Here is a 20,393-nt window from a genome sequence, read left to right as displayed (position 1 = left end):
CGGAGAAGTTCATCCCGTGCTCGCCACCTTTCTGATCGGCCTTCGCGAGGGCCTCGAAGCCGCGCTCGTCGTCGGCATCCTCGTCGCCTACCTCCGCCGGCTCGGCAGACAGGACGCGCTGCCCCGGATGTGGGCGGGCGTGGGCCTTGCCATCGCCCTCGCGCTCGGGATCGGCGCGGTTCTGACATTCGGCGCGTATTCGCTGACGTTCGAGGCCCAGGAGCTGATCGGCGGACTGCTGTCGTTGCTCGCGGTCGGCATGGTCACCTGGATGATCTTCTGGATGCAGAAGGCCGGACGCACCATGAAGGCCACGCTCGAGAGCGGGCTCGACCGCGCGCTCTCGGTCGGGGGTCTGTGGGCGCTCATCGCGATCGGCTTCGTCTCGGTGGCCAGAGAGGGCATCGAGACGACGCTGCTGCTGTGGTCGATGGTGCAGTCGTTCGGCGATGCCCCGGCCGCCCTGCTCGGGGCGCTTCTCGGCCTCGCCGGCGCCGTCGTGATCGGCTGGCTCCTGGCCCGCGGCGCCGTCAAGCTCGACCTCCGCCGGTTCTTCGCCTGGACCAGCGGCTTCCTTGTCATCGTGGCCGCCGGCGTGCTCGCCTACGCCGTGATGGACCTGCAGGAGGCCGGCGCCCTCCCCGGGCCCTTCACCGAAGCCGCGCCGATCGACCCGACATCGGGTGCCGTCGGCACCGGCTGGTCGGCCTTCCCCTTCGGCTGGGCGTTCGACGTCACCGCCGTGATCCCGCCCGACAGCGTCTGGGCCACGGTCCTGCAGGCGACCGTCGGATTCATGCCGCGGATGACCTGGATGCAGGTGTCGGCATGGACTCTCTACATCGTGATCGTCGGAATCTTCTTCATCCGCGGCATCCGCTCCCGCAAGCCGGCGCGTGACGCGGCGACTGTGCCGGCTGATCCCGCGACGTCTTCTCTCACACAGCAAGGAGCAGCATGACCACCTCCCGCCGAATCCTCGGTGCCCTGGCGGCCGCCGGTGCGGCCGCGCTCGTCCTGAGCGGCTGCGTCGCCAAGGCCGATGTCGCCGCCGGCGCCTCGTTCGACGTCTCCTCGACAGACAGCGCATGCGAAGTGTCGGGCGCGACGGCGAAGAGCGGCACGCTTGTGTTCGACGTCACGAACGACAGCAGCCAGACCAGCGAGTTCTACCTGCTCGCCGACGACGGCCTGCGCATCGTCGGAGAGGTCGAGAACATCGCCCCCTCGGCATCCCGCACGCTGACCGTGGTCGCGCAGCCGGGTACCTACTACACGCTGTGCAAGCCCGGCATGGTGGGCGACGGCGTGGGCAAGGCCGAGTTCACCGTGACCGGCGACCGCGTCACCGTGACCGGGAAGGACGCCGAGCAGAAGCAGCAGGCCGTCGATCTGTACGCCGCCTTCGTGAAAGACCAGGTCGGACAGCTCGTGCCCGCGGTCGACGACTTCGTCGCCGCCTACGAGTCCGGCGACGACGAGGCCGCGCGTGCGCAGTTCCCGCAGGTCCGCGCATTCTACGAGCGCATCGAACCGGTCGCCGAAGCGCTGGGCGACCTCGATCCGCGCATCGACTTCCGCGAGGTCGACGCCGTCGCCGACGGTCTCGACTGGACCGGATTCCACCGGATCGAGAAGGACCTCTGGGTGCCCGCGCAGGACGCCCTCAACGCCGATGGAGAGACTCCCGCGTGGCAGGACTGGGCACCGTCGACGCCTGAGGACCGCGCGGGCTTCGGCGACCAGCTGATCGCCGACGTGCAGGAGCTGTACGACTACGTGCACTCCGACGACTTCACCGACGCACTGGACGATCAGGGCATCGGCGGCATCTCCAACGGCGCGATCGCGCTGCTCGACGAGGTCGCGACCGGCAAGATCTCGGGCGAGGAGGACTGGTGGTCCGGCACGGACCTCTACGACTTCGCCGCCAACGTCGAGGGGTCGAAGATGGCGTTCTCCCTCGTGCAGGACTTCGCCGAGTCTCAGGGCGAGGAAGGCGAGACGCTCGTGTCCGAGATCGAAGACGGCTACGCCGCGCTCGAGGCGGCGCTCGCGAAGCACGGCTCCCTCGCCGACGGCTTCGTGAACTACTCGGAGCTCACGGAGGATGACAAGCGCGAGTTCACCGATCTGATCAACGCGCTGGCGGAGCCGCTGTCGCAGCTCACCGGCACGGTCCTCGACTGATCGCCGCACCAGGTACGATCCCGAAGTGAGCGAAAGCACGACGGATGCCGCGGCCACCGCATCGGATGACGATGCGGTGGCCGCGGCATCCTCTTCTCCAGGCCTCAGCAGGCGCGGTCTCCTCGGACTCGCACTCGGCGGAGGCGTCGCCGGTCTCGCCGTCGGTGTGGGTGCAGGTGTGGCTGGGGGAGTGGCCCTCGGACGGGCCAGGGCGGCCGAAGAGGCGCAGACCGCGTACGACTTCTTCGGCGCCCATCAGGCGGGCATCACGACGCCCGTGCAGGAGCATCTGCACTTCGCCTCGTTCGACATGATGCCCCGTACCGACCGCGACGACCTCATCTCGCTGCTGCAGGACTGGTCGTATGCGGCATCGCGGATCACGCAGGGTCTCGAGGTCAGCGCGACCGGTGCTGTGGGAGGCGACGCCGAGGAGCCGCCGGATGACACCGGCGAGGCGCAGGGGCTTCCTGCCGCCGGCCTCACGATCACGATCGGATTCGGCCCGAGCCTGTTCGAGAACGAAGACGGCGACCGCTACGGCATCGCCGATCGGCGTCCCCAGGCACTGGAGCGGCTGCCCCCGTTCGTGGGCGACGATCTCGATCCCGCGCACTCGCAGGGCGACCTGTGCATCCAGGCCTGCGCAGACGATCCGCAGGTCGCCGTGCACGCGGTCCGCAACCTCAGCCGCATCGCGTTCGGCCGGGCGCGACTGCGCTGGTCGCAGCTCGGGTTCGGCAAGACCTCGCGCACCACCTCTGCACAGGCGACCCCGCGCAACCTGTTCGGGTTCAAAGACGGCACCGCGAACATCCTCGCCGACGATGCGAAGGCGCTCGAACAGAACGTGTGGGTCGCCGCATCCGACGAGCCGGGCTGGATGGCCGGCGGCTCCTACCTCGTCGCGCGCAAGATCGCGATGCTGATCGAGACCTGGGATCGCGTCCGTCTGAGCGAGCAGGACGCGATCATCGGGCGCGAGAAGGGCAGCGGCGCCCCGCTCTCGGGCGGCGACGAGTTCACAGAGCCGAAGTTCTCCGGAACCGCGATCGACGCGAACTCGCACGTGCGCCTCGCCCACCCCGATCAGAACGACGGGATCCGCATCCTTCGTCGCGGCTTCAACTACGTCGACGGCAACAACGAGCTCGGCCGGCTGGCTGCGGGGCTCTTCTTCCTCTCGTATCAACGGGATCCGCAGCAGTTCATCGCTCTGCAGAAGCGGCTGTCGACCGACCTGATGAGCGAGTACATCCGGCACGTCGGCTCCGGCATCTGGGCGGTGCCGCCCGGCGCTGCGAGCGGATCGTACGTCGGGGCAGGGCTGTTCGCCTAGACGCGGTCGGGCTCGACGCGTGCTGCATCCACGGCGAAGGCGGCCATGGCATCGGCGCCGAAGTGGTCGTCGGCGGTGATCGTGATCACCGCCGGGCCGGCGAAGAGGAGCATCTGGCCTCCGGCGCCGTGCAGCCTCCAGGCGTGTCCTGGCCCTCCCCAGCCGGCGAGGGCGTAGCGGTCGTATCCCGGGCTCGTGCCGGCGTCGATCCACTCGGAGTGCATCGCGTCGATCCAGCCCGTCGAGACGAGCTGCCGTCCCTGCCACCGGCCGCCGTCTCTGATCAGCCGGCCGAGGCGCGACATCTCCTCTGTGCGCAGCGCGAGCCCTCCGCCTGCGATGATCCTGCCGTTCGGACACCTCTGCCACTCGAGGTCGCTGATGCACAGGGGGTCGAACAGCCGAGGTCGGAGGTACTCGAGCACGTCACCCGTGCGGGCGGCGAGCACCGTCATCGCCGTGTACGTGCTCGCGTTGCTGTACTGGAAGGTGCGCCCGCGTGAGGGGCGAGCGAGGAACTCGCGCGCGAGGTCCGGCCAGTCGGTCATCAGGGTCTCCGACCACGGCAGATCGATGCCGCTGGACATGCTCAGCAGGTGACGGAGGGTGACTCCGTCGACGCCGGGGCCGATGTCGAAGTCCGCAAGATACTCGGCGACCGGGACGTCGAATCCGACGAGCCCCTCGTCGGCGGCCATGCCCGCTGCGAGAACGCAGATCCCCTTCGCGACCGACTGGATGTCCTCGCGGACGTCATCCGCCCACCGGTGCTCGACGGCGTCATCGCCCAGAAGAACATGCATCCCGTGCGCACCGAAGCCCGTGGCATCCGCCTCGTGCACGAGCGAGTCGAGAAGGAGCTGCGCGCGGGTCATCGCGGCCTGCGCGAGCCGGTCGGGTCGCTGCGGTGCCCCTCGCGAGAGGCGAGCTGCGGGTCGGCGAACAGCCAGGTCGGTCGCGGCTCGACGAGCGGCCGGAACAGCCTGCGGACGGGCTTGGTCGCGAGCAGCAGCGCGATCAGCACCGAGGAGATCGTCACGAGAGGCAGCCAGAGCCAGGTGGGTTCGGCGTTGCGCAGAATGCCGGTCTCGCGGAACGGATACAGGACGAAGGAGTGCAGCAGGAACACGTACATCGTGTACTGTCCGAAAGTCGTCCACCAGTACTGCCCGCGAGGGATGAGCGTGAAGAAGGCGGCGCTGAGCACCACGGCGACGACCATCAGAGCGATGCGGATCCCTCCGGCCCACCACTGCTCGCCACCGAGCTCGGCGTAGGCGTCTTCGTAGAAGAGCCAGTGCCTCAGGTCGATCTTCTGCCACACATCCAGCCAGAACCAGGCGGCGAAGCCGGCGCCGATCAGGAGAGCCGCGGCGACGACCCGGCTCCACCACGGGCGACGCACCAGCAGACCGAAGCGGTTCACGATGTCGTGCTCGCGCAGCCACCACCCGAGCGTGAAGAACGGCAGCAGCCCCAACGTGCGCGACAGCGAGAAGGTGCTGTCGATGTTGGGCAGGTAGCCCACCCCGATCGAGATGACGACCGTCCACAGCAGCGGCCAGCGCAACAGGGCGAGGTACGGAAGCACGAGCCGGAAGATGCCGAGCGCGAGAAGGAACCAGAGGGTCCACGACGGCTTGGTGGGATTCGGATTCGCCTGTCCTTCGACGAGCCACTTCGTGAAAGTCCAGACGAGTTCGAAGATGAGATAGGGCACGAGGATGTCGGTGATGATCCGCGCCATCTGCACCCTCGTGGGCGAGCCGGATTTCGAGAAGTAGCCGGAGATGATCGCGAAGGCCGGCATGTGGAACGCGTAGAGGGCGAGATAGAAGGCCAGCGCGATGTCGGAATCGTAGATGAGTCGCTGGATCGCGTGCCCGAGCACGACGAGCACGATGCACACGTACCGGGCGTTGTCCCAGAACGGCACCCGGCGACGTGGCCGCGAGATCCCTCCCGTGACGGGCGTCGTCGTGTCGGATCCGGCGCTGTTCATCCTCCGAGGCTACCCCCGGGAATAAAGTTGGTGCGGTCGCGTTGACTCATATACATTCAAATGAATAGAAACGGATGCAGGGTCATCCGATTCGGAGAGCATGGAGAATCATGAGCGAGCAGTCAGGCGCACAGGCGATGCAGTTCGGCATCATGTCGGTCAGCGACATCACCCGCGACCCCACCACCGGCGTCACGCCCAGCGAACAGGAGCGCATCAAGGCGACTCTGACCATCGCGAAGCACGCGGAGGAAGTCGGTCTCGACGTCTTCGCGATCGGCGAGCACCATAATCCGCCGTTCTGGTCCTCCAGCCCCACGACGTTCCTCGCCGCGCTCGCCGCGCAGACGGAGCGTCTGATCGTCTCCACCTCGACGACGCTGATCACGACGAACGACCCGGTGCGCATCGCCGAGGAGTACGCGATGCTGCAGCACGTGTCCGACGGCCGCATGGATCTCATGCTCGGCCGCGGCAACACCGGCCCCGTCTATCCGTGGTTCGGCCAGGACATCCGCCAGGGACTTCCGCTCGCCATCGAGAACTACGCGCTGCTGCGCAAGCTGTGGGATGAGGACGTCGTCGACTGGGAGGGCAAGTTCCGCACGCCGCTGCAGGGCTTCACCTCGACTCCGCGCCCGCTCGACGGCATCTCGCCGTTCGTATGGCACGGTTCGATCCGCACTCCCGAGATCGCCGAGCAGGCCGCGTACTACGGTGACGGGTTCTTCGCGAACAACATCTTCTGGCCGAAGGAGCACTACCAGCGTCTGATCGAGCTGTACCGTCAGCGCTTCGCGCACTACGGGCACGGCACAGCGGAGCAGGCGATCGTGGGGCTCGGCGGCCAGGTCTTCATGGCGGCGAAGTCGCAGGATGCCGTCACTCGGTTCCGTCCCTACTTCGACAACGCGCCGGTGTACGGACACGGGCCGAGCCTCGAGGACTTCAGCGAGATGACGCCGTTGACCGTCGGTTCGCCGCAGCAGGTGATCGACCGCTACGCGGCCATGCGCGAGCACTACGGCGACTACCAGCGCCAGCTGTTCCTGATCGACCACGCCGGACTTCCGCTGAAGGCCGTCCTCGAGCAGCTCGACATCCTCGGCTCCGAGGTCGTGCCTGTACTGCGCGCAGAACTCGCGAAGGATCGCCCTGCAGCGGTTCCGGACGCTCCCACCCACGCCGCACGCGTCGCCGCCGTGTACGGCGACGGGCCGACCCGGCAGGCTCGCCCCGGTGCGAATCGCGGAGACAACCTCACCGGCGACTCGCCCTATCAGGACACGCCGGCACCCGCCGGCGCCGCATTCGGGCTCGGCCGGAAGGAGGCCTGAGATGACCACTCGTCGCATCGCCGTCATCTCGGCAGGTCTGTCCAACCCGTCATCGACCCGGATGCTGGCCGATCGGCTGGCCGCCGAGACCGTCAAGGCTCTCGCCGCGGACGGCATCGAGGCGAGCATCGACGTGATCGAGCTGCGCGACTACGCGCACGACATCACGAACAACATGCTCACCGGCTTCGCGCCGCCCGCGCTGGAGACCGCCATCAACACGGTGGTGTCGGCTGACGCTCTGATCGCGGTCACGCCGATCTTCTCGACGAGCTACTCGGGACTGTTCAAATCGTTCATCGACGTGCTCGACCCCGACGCGCTCACCGGAAAGCCTGTGCTGATCGGCGCCAACGCGGGAACGGCCAGGCACTCGCTCGCGATCGACTACGCGATCCGACCGCTGTTCGCCTATCTGCACGCGGATGCCGTCTCGACCGGCGTGTTCGCAGCCTCCAGCGACTGGGGCGGAGCCGGCGACGATGTCGCCCCGCTCGCGAAGCGCGTCGAGAAGGGCGCGAAGGAGCTGGCTGTCGCCATCGCCGCACGCGACACCGTCGCGGTCGCCGACCCCTACGATCCGGCCACCTACCTCGGCGAAGGACGATCGTTCGGTCACATGCTGGGCGGCCTCGCCGGCGAGTGATCGAACGCGGGGCGTGACGCCGTCGACAATGTCCTCGGGGCGTCGTACGGTGGCGTCATGCCCCTTCTCTCTGCGCTCGAGGCCGTCCGCTCCCGGCTGGTCGGCTCGCTCGTGCTTCCCTCCGACGACGGCTTCGACGACGCGCGACGCCCGTGGAATCTCGCGGTCGAGCAGACCCCCGCCGGGGTCGCCACGCCCGCGGGGGTCGACGATCTCCGCGCGCTGCTGAACGCTGTACGCGATGCCGGGGCCGCTCTCGCGGTGCAGCCCAGCGGTCACGGGGCGTCCGGAGATCTCCGCGACGCCGTGATCGTACGCACGTCGGCCTTCGACGACCTCGAGGTGGACGTCGCAGCAGGGCGGGTGCGCGTCGGCAGCGGAGTCCGCTGGGGCGCCGTGGTCGATGCGCTCGAGGGCACGGGATGGTCGGCTCCCGCGGGCACGAGTCCGGTGGTCAGCGTCGCCGGCTACACGCTCGGCGGGGGGCACTCGTGGTTCAGCCGCACGGCGGGCCTTGGCTCTGACAACCTCCGAGCGGCCTGGGTGCTGCGCGCCGACGGAACCCATGAGCGCGTCGACGACGAAAGCGATCCGGACTTCATGTGGGCGCTGCGCGGAGCAGGCGGCATCGTCGGCATCGTCACCGCCCTCGAGATAGATCTCGTCCGCACACCGGCGCTCTGGGGGAGCGCGTTCACCTTCGACGCGGCGGACGCCGCCGCCGTGATGCGCGCAGTCCGTGATCTGGCGGCGGTCGCGCCGCATAGCCTCAACGTGTTCATGAACTCCCTGCGGATGCCCGATGCGCCACAGCTGCCCGACGAGATCCGCGGACGCAGCTTCCTCTCCGTGCAGGCGCTCTCGTCAGACGGTTCGGTCGACGATCTGCTCGCCGGCGTACGACGTGCAGGCTCGGTCCAGCGGGAGATCAGCGGCCCGACATCTCCGGCGACGCTCGCGGCCGCGTCGAACGAGCCGACCGAACCGACCCCTGGACGGGGCGCGTCCGTGGCACTGTCGGTGTTCGACGACGACACGATCGAACAGCTCGCCGAGTTCCGTCAGCGAGACGAGCAGTGGCCGATCGTCGGCATCGACATCCGCATGCTCGCCGGAGCCCTCGACGAACCCCGGCGCGCGGGATTCGCGTCGTTGCAGGGCGCACAGTGGCTTCTGCACGCGCTCGCGCCGCAGTTCCCCGGTGCTCCCGTAGAACCCGGCGAGGCGAGCCTGTTCGGGTTCCGCGAGCTGCTCAGCGCGGTGCAGGCGCCACGCACGGTGACGACGTTCCTCGCCCCTGGGCAGACGCTGGAGCGCTGCGGCTCCGCCACCGACATCGCACGCCTGCACACGCTGCGCGAGACGCTCGACCCCGACGGCGTCCTGCACGAAGGCAGATTGCCGCGCTGAGACCGCGCGGCTCACGGTAGCGTCGTCGTGGCGCACACCGTACGGAGGAGAGCCCATGGAGATCGCAGTCGCAGGCGGAACCGGCACCGCCGGGAGCGAAGTCGTGCGGGTCGCACAGCAGCGCGGTCATCGCGTCCGCGTTCTCACGCGCGGCAACGGCGTCGACGTCCGCTCCGGCACGGGGCTCGACGAGGCTCTCGCCGCGACGGATGTCGTGATCGACGCACTCAGCACCTCGACCCGCAGTGCCGGCGCCGCCGTCGACTTCTTCACCGAGACGTCTTCGCACCTGCTCGCGTCGGGTCATCGTGCAGGCGTCGGCCACCACATCGCCCTGTCGATCGTCGGCGTCGACCGCGCCCCGTACGGGTACTACGCCGGAAAGCTCGCTCAGGAGCAGACCGTGCTGTCGGGCAGAGTGCCCTGGACGATTCAGCGCGCGACGCAGTTCCACGACTTCGCCGCCCAGACGTACCGAGGTGCGTCCTTCGGTCCCTTGCACCTGGCCCTGCGCATGCGCACGCAGCCGATCTCGGTGGTCGAGGTCGCAACGCGCCTCGTCGATCTCGCCGAAGCCGGCCCGGCGCAGCGGGCGTCCGACATCGCCGGGCCGCAGGAGGAGCAGCTCGTCGACATGATGCGGTCCTGGGCCGCTCACACCGGACGGGCCGGGTGGATGCCGGCGTTCTCACTGCCGGGGGCCTTCGGCCGCGCGATCCGCGACGGCAGCATCCTGCCGGACGGCGACGCCGACCTCGGCACCGTGACGTTCGCGGACTGGCTCGCGGCGCAGCCGCGGGGCTGAGCGTCAGCCGGCCTCGCTCCCGCGGATCCAGGAGTACTCGGTCTCGGGGCGCCCAGGCGCACCGTACCGGGCGGCGCGCGCGATCACGCCATCGGCGGCGAGGTGCTCCAGGTAGCGTCGCACGGCGACGCGAGACATCCCGAGTGCGGCGGCCGTCTCGCTGGCCGAAAGCGGACCGGTCGCCCGCACGACGGAGCCCACGCGCCCGAGGGTCTCGGGCGAGAGGCCCTTGGGCAACGGCATCCGTCCTCCCGCGCGGCCGAGCAGCGCGTCGATCTCGGCCTGCGTCGCCTCTCCGTCGGTGGATCGTGCCTGCATCCGGTGCTCGCGGAACGCGAGCATGCGCTCCCTGAACGTCGCGAAGGAGAACGGTTTGACGAGGTACTGGTAGACGCCGAGCGCAGCCATCTGACGGACCGTCTCGGCATCTCGCACCCCGGTGATGGCGATCACATCCACGGATGCGCCCCGGGCGCGCAGCGTCCGCAGCACATCGATGCCGGTTCCGTCCGGCATGGTGATGTCGAGGAGCACGAGGTCGAATGCGCGCCCGTCCGGCGGGCCGAGCACGGCTGCGAGCGCCGCGCGGGCTCCGCTGCATTCGCCGCCGACGACGAAGCCGTCGAGTCGCTCGAGATAGGTGCGATGCAGTTCCACGGTCAAGGCGTCGTCGTCGACGATCAGGGTGCGGATCACGATCTGCGCCTCCGCGTCGAGGGGAGCGTCACGCGGAAGGTCGTGGGAGAGCTGGATACCTCCACCGTCCCGCCGGCCTCCTCGACGATCGAACGCACGAGAGCGAGTCCCACGCCGCGTCCCTGCGCATCAGCGGGTTTCGTGGAGAAGCCGTGCTCGAAGATGCGCTCACTCAGCTCGCGCGGGATGCCGGGGCCGCTGTCGGAGACCTCGAGCACCACCCCGCCGCTGTCGGAGGGGTGCAGCGCCACCTCGACCTGGCTGTCGGGAGAACCGGCGGCCGCATCCATGGCGTTGTCGATGAGGTTCCCGAGCACCGACACGCTGTCGACCGGAGTGAGCGCCGAGCGCGGGGTGTCCGGTTCGATGCGCACTCGCCAGTCGATGCCCCGCTCCTTCGCCTGAGACGCCTTGCCGAGCAGCAGGGCGCCCACTGTCGGGTCGCCGTGCCGACGCGCGGTCACCTGATCGACGAGGGATTGGCTCTCGCGGGAGGTCTCGGTGAGGATGTCGATCGCCTCCTGGGTGCGCCCGAGCTCGAGCAGCGCCACCGCGGTGTGCATCCGATTGCCGTGCTCGTGCGTCTGCGCGCGCAGCGCCTCGCCAAGGGTGCGGATCGACTCGTACGACGACACCGCATCTCGGACGGTTCCCGGGGGGAGGTCCCCGGCGATCCGCCTCGTCACCCTGCGCGCCGTCCACGCGCCGAGAGCGCCGATTCCGACGAGCACGCTCGTGATGGCGAGAGACAGCGGCAGCCGTCGCAGAAGGGTCTCTGAGATGGACTCCGTGGTGACGCCGGCGGAGACCCAGCCCACAAGCGCGCCGTCGGACGCCGTCACGGGGACGATCGTGCGCACGGACGGACCCAGCGTTCCCGTGAAGGTCTCGGTGAGGGCTACCGGCGAAGGCGGGATCGTGCCGAGGTAGCGCCCGCCGATCTGTCCCTGGTCGGGGTGGGTGATCCGCACGCCTTCCACCGTCATGATGGTGACGAAGTCCAGCCCGGCCTCATCGATCACCCTCAACGCGTACGGTTCGAGCGCTGCGGTGGCGCTCTCGTGGTCGTCGCTGCGCAGAGCCGAGACCACCTCTCCGGAGGTCGCGATGGCCGCGGCGGCCACTGCCGTGGCCCTTTCCGCCTCGGCCTGCACGGCCCGCTGCGTCTCGACCACGAGGAACCCGGCGACGAGCACGCCGATCACGAGGGCGGCCGACAGCAGCATCAGGAACACGCGCGAGGCGATGCTGCGGGAACGTGCCATCTCGCTCCTCCGCTCGCCGTCGATGTGGTCGTCAGTGACCAATACGACCACAAATGGCGTGGTCGCGCGACGTCGACCACCGTGGGATGCACCGGACGCGACGTCGCAGCCGGCACATGACACGACGACGTTCATGATCGAGGAGGACCACATGGCCATCACAACCGGATTCACCCTGCCGGGTTTCCATTGGCGGCGAGGCAAGCAATCCTGGGACCGCCACACCTGGCTGTACGTCTCGGTGCTGCTCGCAGTCGTGCTCGGTGCTCTCGTCGGCCTCATCTGGCCCGAGGTCGGTCAGAGCTTCGAGGCGCTGGGGAAGGGCTTCGTCGCTCTCATCAAGATGATGATCGCGCCCATCATCTTCTGCACGATCGTGATCGGCGTCGGCTCGATCGCCAAGGCGGCGACCGTGGGCAAGATCGGCGGTCTCGCGCTGCTGTACTTCATGGTCATGTCGACCTTCGCGCTCGCGATCGGCCTGGTCGTCGGCAACATCATCCACCCGGGTGAGGGGCTGAACATGGCCGGTGCGTCGTACGACACGACCGGCACCGAGGCGAAGACCACGCAGGAGTTCATCCTCGGCATCATCCCGCCCACGTTCTTCGGCGCTTTCACTGGCGAGAGCGTTCTTCAGGTGCTGTTCATCGCACTCCTGGTCGGCTTCGCCCTGCAGGGCCTGGGTGAGCGCGGCGCCGGCATCATGGACGCGGTGAAGCAGCTGCAGAAGCTCGTGTTCCGCATCCTGGGCATGATCCTGTGGCTCGCACCCCTCGGAGCGTTCGGCGCGATCGCTGCGGTCGTCGGGAAGACGGGCGTCGCGGCCATCTGGAGCCTCGGCATCCTGATGGTCGCGTTCTACATCACCTGCATCCTGTTCATCGTCGCCGTGCTCGGCACGCTGCTCTGGGCGGTGACGAGGGTGAACATCTTCAGCCTGATGAGGTACCTCGGCCGCGAGTACCTGCTGATCGTGGGCACATCGTCGTCGGAGTCGGCTCTTCCCCGCCTGATCGCCAAGATGGAGCACGTGGGCGTCTCCAAGCCCGTGGTCGGCATCACCGTTCCCACCGGCTATTCGTTCAACCTCGACGGCACCGCGATCTACCTGACGATGGCGTCGCTGTTCATCGCCACCGGACTCGGGCAGCCGATGACGATCGGCGAGCAGATCGGACTGCTCGTGTTCATGATCATCGCGAGCAAGGGCGCCGCGGGCGTGACCGGCGCGGGACTCGCCACTCTCGCGGGCGGTCTGCAGGCGTACCGCCCCGATCTCGTCGACGGCGTCGGAGTGATCGTCGGCATCGACCGGTTCATGTCCGAAGGTCGTGCCCTCACCAACTTCACCGGCAATGCCGTCGCCACACTGCTGATCGGCACCTGGACGCGGCAGATCGATCGCACCAGGGTGCGTCAGGTGCTGGGTGGCGAACTGCCCTTCGACGAGTCGGTCCTCGACGGCGTCGACGGTCACGAGCCGGTCGCGGCAGCGCAGGCCGCCGACCTGCACGAGCTGAACGAGGCCGCGGTCGCCGAGATGTCGGCGAAGGAGCAGAGGGCGCGGGAGCGCGCCGCTCAGCGCTGAGCAGGAGGTGAGGGATGCGGGAACCGAGGGCATCGGTTCCCGCATCCACGCGGTCAACCGCTCTTGCGTCGGAACTCGCGCCGCGTCTGCGGTGCGTGCGCGCCGTGGACGGCGGAGTCGCCGTCGAGGTGGGCTTCGCCCTGCCGGTGGTGCGCGTTCTTCTTCTCGAGCGCTTCCTTGAACTTGCGCTTCATGTCCTCGGGAGAGGATGCGCCTTCTTCGGTGCTCATGTCCGCCAGCCTAGGGCACGGCGCCCGGTGCATGGCAGGGTCACCGCCGCAGTCTGCGTGTCAGCACGTCGATCAGCGCACCCAGTCCGATCGCGACGGCGATCGAGACGATCACCGCGACCACCGGACCCCCGGGAAGAAAGGTCGCCACCAGCGCTCCCACCGAGGCCTGGTAGACCGCCCATCCTGCCGCCGCCAGGAGGACGAGTGCGAAATAGCGTGGTGCGTGGATGCGAGATGCTCCGGCCACGAGGTTGATCGCCAGCCGGGCGAAGGGCACGAATCGCGCGGTGAACAGCACCGTCGCCGTGCCGGCATCCAGTCGCAGTCTCGCCCACTGCAGCGCGCGCTGCACGCGCACTGTGCGCATCCAGGCCCAGCGGTCGATGCCGACCGTCCGTCCGATCAGATAGCAGGCGATATCCCCGGATGCCGCGGCGAGAGCGGCGCAGAGGATCACCGCCCACAGAGGCGGGGCGCCCGCGCTCGCCGAGATCGCGCCGAGGGCGGTCACGGCGACCTCACCGGGGATCACCACGAGGAACGCGTCTCCCAGCACGAGGACGCTCATCACGGCGAGAGCCCATGGCGTGGTCAGCAGATCGATCGGCATGCACCCAGGGTGTGCGTTCGAGGTGAACGGCAACCAACGGTCGGATAGCCGGTGACCGGCGTTCCAGCATCGGGTGAACATCTGGTGCCCTGACCCGTTTCCGCACGCCGGGTGGTCGTGGCGGCGGCATTCTGAGGGTGTGAGAGTCGCGATCGTGACAGAGTCCTTCCTTCCGCACATGAACGGTGTCACCGGATCCGTGCTGCAGATCCTGAAGCACCTCGAACGCTCCGGGCACGACGCCCATGTCATCGCGCCCGCTGCTGCGGGCATCCCAGCCGCTATGCACGGCGCGGCCGTGGAGGCGATCCCGAGCCTCGCCCTTCCGGGATACCGGAACGTGCGGGTCGGCACGTCTCCTGCGCACCGAGTGGCGGCCTCGCTCCGCCGATTCCGGCCGGACGTGGTGCACCTGGCGTCGCCGTTCGCGCTGGGGTGGCGCGGCGTGCTCGCTGCCGACCGGCTGGGCGTGGCATCCGTCGCCGCCTATCAGACCGATGTCGCCGCCTACACCGAACGCTATCGAATCGCCGCGACCACGGGCATCGCCCAGACCCATATCGCTCGGCTGCACCGCCGGGCCACGCTCAGCCTCGCCCCCTCGAACGAATCGGCGCAGCAGCTCGCGGGGCTGGGCGTGGATCGGGTGCGACGCTGGGGCAGAGGAGTGGATGCGGAGCGATTCCATCCGTTGCGACGCGATGACGACCTGCGCGCCGAGTGGGGCGCCGAGGTGGTGATCGGCTACGTCGGGCGGCTCGCTCCGGAGAAGCAGGTGGAGGACCTCGTGTCCCTGCGCGGCATCCCCGGTGCTCGTCTCGTGATCGTGGGCGACGGGCCGAGCCGGCAGCGCCTCGAGACCCTGCTGCCCGATGCCGTGTTCCTCGGCCATCTCGATGGCGAGGCGCTCCCCGCAGCGGTCGCCTCGTTCGACCTGTTCGTGCACCCCGGGGAGAGCGAGACGTTCGGGCAGACGCTGCAGGAGGCGCACGCCAGCGGGGTACCGGTCATCGCCACCGGACGAGGCGGTCCTCTCGACCTCGTGCGCATGGGGATCGACGGCTGGCTCTATCGGCCAGGCGACCTCGATGACCTCCGAATGCGGGTGAACGACCTCGCAGGCGACGCGCGCAAGCGCAGGGCGTTCGGCGAAGCGGGAAGAGAGGCCGTGCAGGGACGCAGCTGGGCGAAGGTCTGCGATCAGTTGCTCGGACACTTCGATGAGGCGAGGACGCTGAGCAACGTGGACCGCAGCCTGCGCGCTCGCCGCGTCGTGCGGCCGGAGACGTCGGCGCCGGTCACCGAGGTGCGCTGGCAGCGGTACGTCGCATTGGGTGATTCGCTCACAGAAGGGCTGTGCGATCCTGCGCCTGACGGCGCGCTGCGGGGGTGGGCCGACCGGCTCGCTCTACTGCTGGCCGCGCGTGGCGGTCTGCACTACGCGAACCTCGCGATCAGATCCAAGCGGGTCGCCGACGTGTGCGGATCCCAGCTCGAGCGCGCGCTGCAGCTTCAGCCCGATCTCGTCTCGATCCTCGTCGGGGCGAACGATCTGGTGAAGCACCGTGCAGACGTCCCTGCGCTCGCTCGTCAGGTGGAGGATGCGATCGGGCAGCTCCGCGCCGGCGGAGCTGACGTGCTGCTGGTCACGCCGTTTCTGCCCGGCAGGCGGGCGGCGTCGATCTACACCCGGCGCTTCTCCGCCTTCGCGACCGCGCTCGCCGGGGTCGCCGCGCGCACGGGTGCGATCCTGATCGACACCGATCTGCACCCGACGCTGCGGGAGCGGCCGAACTGGGGTGAGGACCTCGTGCATCTGAGCAGCCGGGGGCACCGCTTCCTCGCCTACCGGGCGGGCGAGATCCTCGCCGTGCCGCACGCCGACGCCCTCGGCGCTCTCGACGCCGCTCTGCACGAGCACGAGCCGATCGGAGCAGGGCTCTGGTGGCGTCGGCACGCGCTGCCCTGGGTGTGGCGGCGTCTGCACGGCCGGGCCGCCGGCGACGGGCGCGCCGCCAAGCACGACGGGTACGTCTATCTCGGCCGCTCGAACGTCAGAAGCGACGTGGAGGTGTAGCGCTCACCGAGAGGGCCCTCGGTGGCGCAGCGCGCGAGCGCTCAGGGCCTCAGCGCCTGCCCATGCCGTGATACGCCCAGCCCGCTGCCCGCCACGCGGCGGCGTCGAGGCAGTTGCGCCCGTCGACGACCACGCGCGCGGAGACCAGAGCGCCCGCGTGCTCCGGCGACAGATGACGGCGGTACTCGTCCCATTCGGTGACGACGACGACGGCATGCGCTCCCCGCAGCGCCTCATCGCGATCTCGTTCATATCCGAGCTGCGGGTGCACTGCCCTGGCGTTGTCGATCGCGGCGGGATCCGTCACCACGACGTCGGCGCCCAGCCCTCGCAGACGTACGGCCACGTCGAGAGCGGGGGAGTCGCGGATGTCGTCGCTGAAGGGCTTGAACGCGGCGCCGAGCACGGCGACGCGCTTGCCGAACACCAGACCGCCCAGTGCATCGACGACGATCTGCACGGCTCGATCACGCCGACGGAGGTTGATGGCATCCACCTCGTGCAGGAAGCCGACCGACTCGCCGCGTCCGAGCTCCTCGGCGCGGGCGGCGAAGGCCCTGATGTCCTTCGGCAGGCACCCGCCGCCGAATCCGATGCCCGAGCCGAGATAGCGTCGCCCGATCCGGGTGTCGTGCCCGATCGCGTCCGCGAGAAGCGTCACATCAGCGCCGGCGGCCTCAGCGATCTCGGCCATCGCGTTGATGAACGAGATCTTCGTCGCGAGGAAGGCGTTGGCGGCTCCCTTGACGAGCTCTGCCGTCGCAGGATCCGTCACGAGGAACGGAGCGCCGGCCTCGACTGCTGGTCGGTAGACCTCGCGCAGGATCTCGGCGGCGCGCTCGCCGGACTCGCCCGACGAGACGCCGACCACGATGCGGTCGGGAGCCAGCGTGTCGTGCACCGCCCACCCCTCGCGCAGGAACTCCGGGTTCCACGCGAGCACGGCGCCGGTGGGCGCGATGCGGGCGGAGATGCCCGACGCGGTACCGACAGGAACGGTCGATTTGCCGGCCAGCACGTCGCCAGGGCGGAGGTGGGGCACGAGGTCGTCGACCGCGGCGTGGACGAATCGCAGATCTGCCGCGTGCCCGCCTGCAAGCTGGGGCGTGCCGACCGCCAGGAAGTGCACGCCCGCCCCTGCCGCGTCCGCCATGTGCGTGCTGAACCGGAGTCGTCCCGAGGCGAGGCCGGCCTGAAGGAGCTCGGCCAGCTGTGGCTCGAAGAAAGGAGCGGTGCCGGCCGACAGGGCCGCCACCTTCTGCTCGTCGACGTCGATGCCGACGACGTCGTGTCCGATCGAGGCCATCGCAGCGGCATGCACGGCACCGAGGTAGCCGCAGCCGATCACTGACAAGCGCATGGACCCAGCAGAGCGGATGCCGCCCACGCCGGGGCATCCGCGGGATGAACGGTGCGTGGCCGGGGCATGACCGATCCGCGATGTGAGCGGCGGCGGGGCTTTCCGTGCTCTCGCTGATAGGCTGGATGAGGTCGATCTGTGTCGACTCACAACTTCATATCGACTCATGGAGCGATCGGCGGAGAAGCTGGTCCCCTGTGGTGGGTTCCTCGGCGATCGTCGGGTGGCTTTCTACTGGTGGCCAGCGCAGGTGACATTCGCGGGAATGCCCGCGCGCCCGAACCCCGCCTTTCCGCTCCTTCATGAACACGCTCGCGCGTCATACGGATTCGCGAGTCTAAACAAAGAAGGAGAGACCTCTTGGAAGGTCCTGAAATCACCGCCACCGAGGCCGTTCTCGACAACGGCCGCTTCGGCACCCGCACCATCCGCTTCGAGACCGGCCGCCTCGCGCAGCAGGCTCAGGGCGCAGTCGCCGCGTACCTCGACGGCGAGACCATGCTCCTCTCGGCCACCAGCGCAGGCAAGCACCCGCGCGAGGGCTTCGACTTCTTCCCGCTGACGGTCGACGTCGAAGAGCGCTCCTACGCCGCGGGCAAGATCCCCGGCTCGTTCTTCCGCCGCGAGGGACGCCCGTCCACCGAGGCGATCCTGGTCTGCCGTCTGATCGACCGCCCGCTTCGTCCGTCGTTCGTCGACGGACTGCGCAACGAGGTCCAGATCGTCATCACCGTGCTGTCGATCGCACCCGGCGAGTTCTACGACGCGCTGGCGATCAACGCGGCCTCCGCGTCGACCCAGATCTCGGGCCTGCCGTTCTCCGGCCCCGTCGCCGGTGTGCGCCTCGCGTTCATCCCCGGCCACGGCGAGCACGCCGATCAGTGGGTCGCGTTCCCGACCGCCGAGCAGGTCTCGGAGGCCGTGTTCGACCTGATCGTCGCCGGTCGCGTCGTCACGAAGGCCGATGGCTCTGAAGACGTCGCGATCATGATGGTCGAGGCCGAGGCGACCGAGGGCAGCTGGAACCTCATCAAGGCCGGCGCCACCAAGCCGAACGAGGAGATCGTCGCGCAGGGACTCGAGGCATCGAAGCCCTTCATCGCGCAGCTCGTCAAGGCTCAGGCCGAGCTCGCAGCGACCGCGTCGAAGGAGCCGGGTGTGTACCCGGTCTTCCCGGCGTACAGCCAGGAGGTCTACGACTTCGTGGCCGGCCGGTCCTACGACGAGCTGGTCGGGGTCTACCAGATCGCCGACAAGACCGAGCGCCAGACGGCCGACGACGCGATCAAGGACCGCGTCAGGGCTGAGCTGATCGAGGCCACCGAGGCGGGTTCGCTTCCGGCGGGGGCTCCGCTCGAGTTCTCCGCGGCGTACAAGTCGGTCACGAAGAAGATCGTGCGCGGACGCATCCTCACCGAGGGCGCTCGCATCGACGGTCGCGGCCTGGCGGACATCCGTCCGCTCGACGCCGAGGTGCAGGTCATCCCGCGCGTGCACGGCTCCGCGATCTTCCAGCGCGGCGAGACCCAGATCCTGGGCGTCACCACGCTGAACATGCTCAAGATGGAGCAGCAGATCGACTCGCTGTCTCCGACGACGAGCAAGCGCTACATGCATCACTACAACTTCCCGCCGTACTCGACCGGTGAGACCGGCCGCGTCGGTTCGCCGAAGCGTCGCGAGATCGGGCACGGCTTCCTCGCCGAGCGCGCACTCGTTCCGGTTCTGCCGAGCCGCGAGGAGTTCCCGTACGCGATCCGTCAGGTCTCCGAGGCGCTCAGCTCGAACGGCTCGACCTCGATGGGCTCCGTCTGCGCCTCGACTCTGTCGCTGCTGAACGCGGGTGTGCCCCTGCGCGCTCCCGTCGCCGGCATCGCGATGGGTCTCGTCTCCGACGAGGTCGACGGCGAGACGCGCTACGCGGCGCTGACCGACATCCTGGGTGCCGAGGACGCTCTCGGCGACATGGACTTCAAGGTCGCCGGCACGAGCGAGTTCGTCACGGCGATCCAGCTCGACACGAAGCTCGACGGCATCCCGTCGTCGGTGCTCGCCGGCGCGCTGACCCAGGCCCGCGAGGCTCGTCTGACGATCCTCAACGTCCTGAACTCCGCGATCGACGCTCCTGACGAGATGGCGCCCACCGCGCCGCGCGTCATCAGCGTGCAGATCCCGGTCGACAAGATCGGCGAGCTGATCGGCCCGAAGGGCAAGACGATCAACGCGATCCAGGACGAGACCGGTGCGCAGATCTCCATCGAGGAGGACGGCACCGTCTACATCGGCGCGACCGACGGCCCCTCGGCCGAGGCTGCCCGTGCCCAGGTCAACGCGATCGCCAACCCGACCAACCCCGAGGTCGGCGAGCAGTTCCTCGGAACCGTCGTGAAGATCGCCACCTTCGGCGCCTTCATCTCGCTGCTTCCTGGCAAGGACGGCCTGCTGCACGTCACCGAGGTGCGCAAGCTCGCCGGTGGCAAGCGCGTCGAGAACGTCGAGGACGTCCTGTCCGTGGGCCAGAAGATCCTCGTGAAGATCACGAAGATCGACGATCGCGGCAAGCTGTCGCTCGAGCCCGTGCTCGACGAAGCTCCGGCTGCCGAGGCTGATGCCGCTCCGGCTGAGGATGCTGCAGCCGAGTAAGCACCGCTGACACGACAGAACCCGGGCCTCGCCGAGCGACGTCCGGGTTCTGTCGTATCCGATGTGACCAAACCGTTATGCGGTGTTTCCGCGCCGTTCCCTGGATTGGTCAGCGTGATCGCCGTTGTCGCATACCCTCGAAGTACGCACCGGGGGGTGCATAGGCAGCAGTGACGCAAGACCGGAACG

17 protein-coding genes are annotated in these 20,393 nt (G+C 68.8%); 10 read left to right on the top strand and 7 right to left on the bottom strand.

All coding sequences use genetic code 11. From position 1 onward, the window contains the following. Positions 1-16 precede the first annotated feature (16 nt). From efeU to efeB, 3 genes are read left to right on the top strand one after another with little or no spacing between them, the layout of a single operon-like run. Positions 17-961, top strand: a complete 945-nt coding sequence (gene efeU, locus ACI3KT_RS05000; RefSeq protein WP_292905829.1) for an iron uptake transporter permease EfeU — start codon at positions 17-19, stop codon at positions 959-961. Next, the gene (gene efeO, locus ACI3KT_RS04995; protein WP_292905830.1) at positions 958-2,190 is read left to right on the top strand and encodes an iron uptake system protein EfeO; all 1,233 of its coding nucleotides are present in this window, start codon (positions 958-960) and stop codon (positions 2,188-2,190) included. The genes efeU and efeO overlap by 4 nt, the downstream gene beginning before the upstream one ends. Before the next feature lie 25 nt (positions 2,191-2,215). Next, the gene (efeB, locus tag ACI3KT_RS04990) at positions 2,216-3,529 is read left to right on the top strand and encodes an iron uptake transporter deferrochelatase/peroxidase subunit (RefSeq protein WP_404902856.1); all 1,314 of its coding nucleotides are present in this window, start codon (positions 2,216-2,218) and stop codon (positions 3,527-3,529) included. On the opposite strand, the gene ACI3KT_RS04985 is transcribed toward efeB, so the two are convergent. Continuing rightward, positions 3,526-4,404 (bottom strand): serine hydrolase, encoded by an 879-nt coding sequence (locus ACI3KT_RS04985; RefSeq protein WP_292905832.1) that lies wholly within the window; start codon positions 4,402-4,404, stop codon positions 3,526-3,528. The genes efeB and ACI3KT_RS04985 overlap by 4 nt on opposite strands. Next, positions 4,401-5,531 (bottom strand): acyltransferase family protein, encoded by a 1,131-nt coding sequence (locus tag ACI3KT_RS04980; RefSeq protein WP_404902855.1) that lies wholly within the window; start codon positions 5,529-5,531, stop codon positions 4,401-4,403. Before ACI3KT_RS04980 ends, ACI3KT_RS04985 begins: the two co-directional genes overlap by 4 nt. Positions 5,532-5,641: 110 nt before the next feature. Here ACI3KT_RS04980 and ACI3KT_RS04975 point away from each other — a divergent pair, with 110 nt between their 5' ends. From ACI3KT_RS04975 to ACI3KT_RS04960, 4 genes are read left to right on the top strand one after another with little or no spacing between them, the layout of a single operon-like run. Next, the gene (locus tag ACI3KT_RS04975; RefSeq protein ID WP_292905836.1) at positions 5,642-6,868 is read left to right on the top strand and encodes an LLM class flavin-dependent oxidoreductase; all 1,227 of its coding nucleotides are present in this window, start codon (positions 5,642-5,644) and stop codon (positions 6,866-6,868) included. A gap of 1 nt (position 6,869) precedes the next feature. Beyond that, positions 6,870-7,514 carry an FMN reductase gene (locus ACI3KT_RS04970; protein ID WP_292905838.1) on the top strand — a complete coding sequence of 215 codons (645 nt, stop codon included), beginning with the start codon at positions 6,870-6,872 and terminating at the stop codon, positions 7,512-7,514. A 57-nt stretch (positions 7,515-7,571) separates the two neighbouring features. Continuing rightward, positions 7,572-8,924 carry an FAD-binding oxidoreductase gene (locus tag ACI3KT_RS04965; RefSeq protein WP_404902853.1) on the top strand — a complete coding sequence of 451 codons (1,353 nt, stop codon included), beginning with the start codon at positions 7,572-7,574 and terminating at the stop codon, positions 8,922-8,924. A gap of 55 nt (positions 8,925-8,979) precedes the next feature. Continuing rightward, positions 8,980-9,729, top strand: coding sequence for an SDR family oxidoreductase (locus ACI3KT_RS04960; RefSeq protein WP_404902852.1), 750 nt, complete (start codon positions 8,980-8,982; stop codon positions 9,727-9,729). A gap of 3 nt (positions 9,730-9,732) precedes the next feature. On the opposite strand, the gene ACI3KT_RS04955 is transcribed toward ACI3KT_RS04960, so the two are convergent. Further along, on the bottom strand, positions 9,733-10,425 hold the full coding sequence (locus ACI3KT_RS04955; RefSeq protein ID WP_404902851.1) for a response regulator: 693 nt from the start codon (positions 10,423-10,425) through the stop codon (positions 9,733-9,735). After that, the gene (locus ACI3KT_RS04950; protein WP_404902850.1) at positions 10,422-11,690 is read right to left on the bottom strand and encodes an ATP-binding protein; all 1,269 of its coding nucleotides are present in this window, start codon (positions 11,688-11,690) and stop codon (positions 10,422-10,424) included. Before ACI3KT_RS04950 ends, ACI3KT_RS04955 begins: the two co-directional genes overlap by 4 nt. A gap of 151 nt (positions 11,691-11,841) precedes the next feature. On the opposite strand from ACI3KT_RS04950, the gene ACI3KT_RS04945 reads away from it, so the two are divergent. After that, the gene (locus tag ACI3KT_RS04945) at positions 11,842-13,281 is read left to right on the top strand and encodes a cation:dicarboxylate symporter family transporter (protein ID WP_404902849.1); all 1,440 of its coding nucleotides are present in this window, start codon (positions 11,842-11,844) and stop codon (positions 13,279-13,281) included. Positions 13,282-13,334: 53 nt separating this feature from the next. Here ACI3KT_RS04945 and ACI3KT_RS04940 read toward each other — a convergent pair whose 3' ends face one another. Both ACI3KT_RS04940 and ACI3KT_RS04935 read right to left on the bottom strand, forming a co-directional pair. Further along, entirely contained in the window at positions 13,335-13,511 is a 177-nt protein-coding gene (locus tag ACI3KT_RS04940; RefSeq protein WP_160298187.1) for a DUF5302 domain-containing protein, read from the bottom strand. Positions 13,512-13,551: 40 nt separating this feature from the next. Then, complete coding sequence (locus ACI3KT_RS04935; protein ID WP_404902847.1) at positions 13,552-14,124, bottom strand: DedA family protein; 573 nt, start codon at positions 14,122-14,124, stop codon at positions 13,552-13,554. A gap of 154 nt (positions 14,125-14,278) precedes the next feature. Here ACI3KT_RS04935 and ACI3KT_RS04930 point away from each other — a divergent pair, with 154 nt between their 5' ends. Continuing rightward, a complete protein-coding gene (locus ACI3KT_RS04930; protein WP_404902846.1) occupies positions 14,279-16,201 on the top strand; it encodes a GDSL-type esterase/lipase family protein in 1,923 nt (640 codons plus the stop codon). 49 nt (positions 16,202-16,250) lie between these two features. Here ACI3KT_RS04930 and ACI3KT_RS04925 read toward each other — a convergent pair whose 3' ends face one another. Then, positions 16,251-17,561 (bottom strand): UDP-glucose/GDP-mannose dehydrogenase family protein, encoded by a 1,311-nt coding sequence (locus tag ACI3KT_RS04925; RefSeq protein WP_307296297.1) that lies wholly within the window; start codon positions 17,559-17,561, stop codon positions 16,251-16,253. 360 nt (positions 17,562-17,921) lie between these two features. Here ACI3KT_RS04925 and ACI3KT_RS04920 point away from each other — a divergent pair, with 360 nt between their 5' ends. Beyond that, the gene (locus tag ACI3KT_RS04920) at positions 17,922-20,204 is read left to right on the top strand and encodes a polyribonucleotide nucleotidyltransferase (RefSeq protein WP_292905856.1); all 2,283 of its coding nucleotides are present in this window, start codon (positions 17,922-17,924) and stop codon (positions 20,202-20,204) included. The last annotated feature ends 189 nt before the right edge of the window (positions 20,205-20,393 follow it).

Origin of the sequence: Microbacterium sp. ZW T6_19 (assembly GCF_044987465.1) — a bacterium.
Classification (GTDB): Bacteria; Actinomycetota; Actinomycetes; order Actinomycetales; family Microbacteriaceae; genus Microbacterium; species Microbacterium natoriense_A.
Note: the sequence above shows the minus strand (reverse complement) of the source record. Positions and strands in the feature narration are given on the sequence as shown.

Coding starts and splice junctions, on each gene's coding strand:
- ACI3KT_RS04935 (WP_404902847.1), bottom strand. CDS start 14,124: ATGCCGATCGATCTGCTGACCACGCCATGGGCTCTCGCCGTGATGAGC.
- ACI3KT_RS04950 (WP_404902850.1), bottom strand. CDS start 11,690: ATGGCACGTTCCCGCAGCATCGCCTCGCGCGTGTTCCTGATGCTGCTG.
- ACI3KT_RS04940 (WP_160298187.1), bottom strand. CDS start 13,511: ATGAGCACCGAAGAAGGCGCATCCTCTCCCGAGGACATGAAGCGCAAG.
- ACI3KT_RS04925 (WP_307296297.1), bottom strand. CDS start 17,561: ATGCGCTTGTCAGTGATCGGCTGCGGCTACCTCGGTGCCGTGCATGCC.
- ACI3KT_RS04970 (WP_292905838.1), top strand. CDS start 6,870: ATGACCACTCGTCGCATCGCCGTCATCTCGGCAGGTCTGTCCAACCCG.
- ACI3KT_RS04985 (WP_292905832.1), bottom strand. CDS start 4,404: ATGACCCGCGCGCAGCTCCTTCTCGACTCGCTCGTGCACGAGGCGGAT.
- ACI3KT_RS04975 (WP_292905836.1), top strand. CDS start 5,642: ATGAGCGAGCAGTCAGGCGCACAGGCGATGCAGTTCGGCATCATGTCG.
- ACI3KT_RS04980 (WP_404902855.1), bottom strand. CDS start 5,531: ATGAACAGCGCCGGATCCGACACGACGACGCCCGTCACGGGAGGGATC.
- ACI3KT_RS04945 (WP_404902849.1), top strand. CDS start 11,842: ATGGCCATCACAACCGGATTCACCCTGCCGGGTTTCCATTGGCGGCGA.
- efeO (WP_292905830.1), top strand. CDS start 958: ATGACCACCTCCCGCCGAATCCTCGGTGCCCTGGCGGCCGCCGGTGCG.
- ACI3KT_RS04965 (WP_404902853.1), top strand. CDS start 7,572: ATGCCCCTTCTCTCTGCGCTCGAGGCCGTCCGCTCCCGGCTGGTCGGC.
- ACI3KT_RS04960 (WP_404902852.1), top strand. CDS start 8,980: ATGGAGATCGCAGTCGCAGGCGGAACCGGCACCGCCGGGAGCGAAGTC.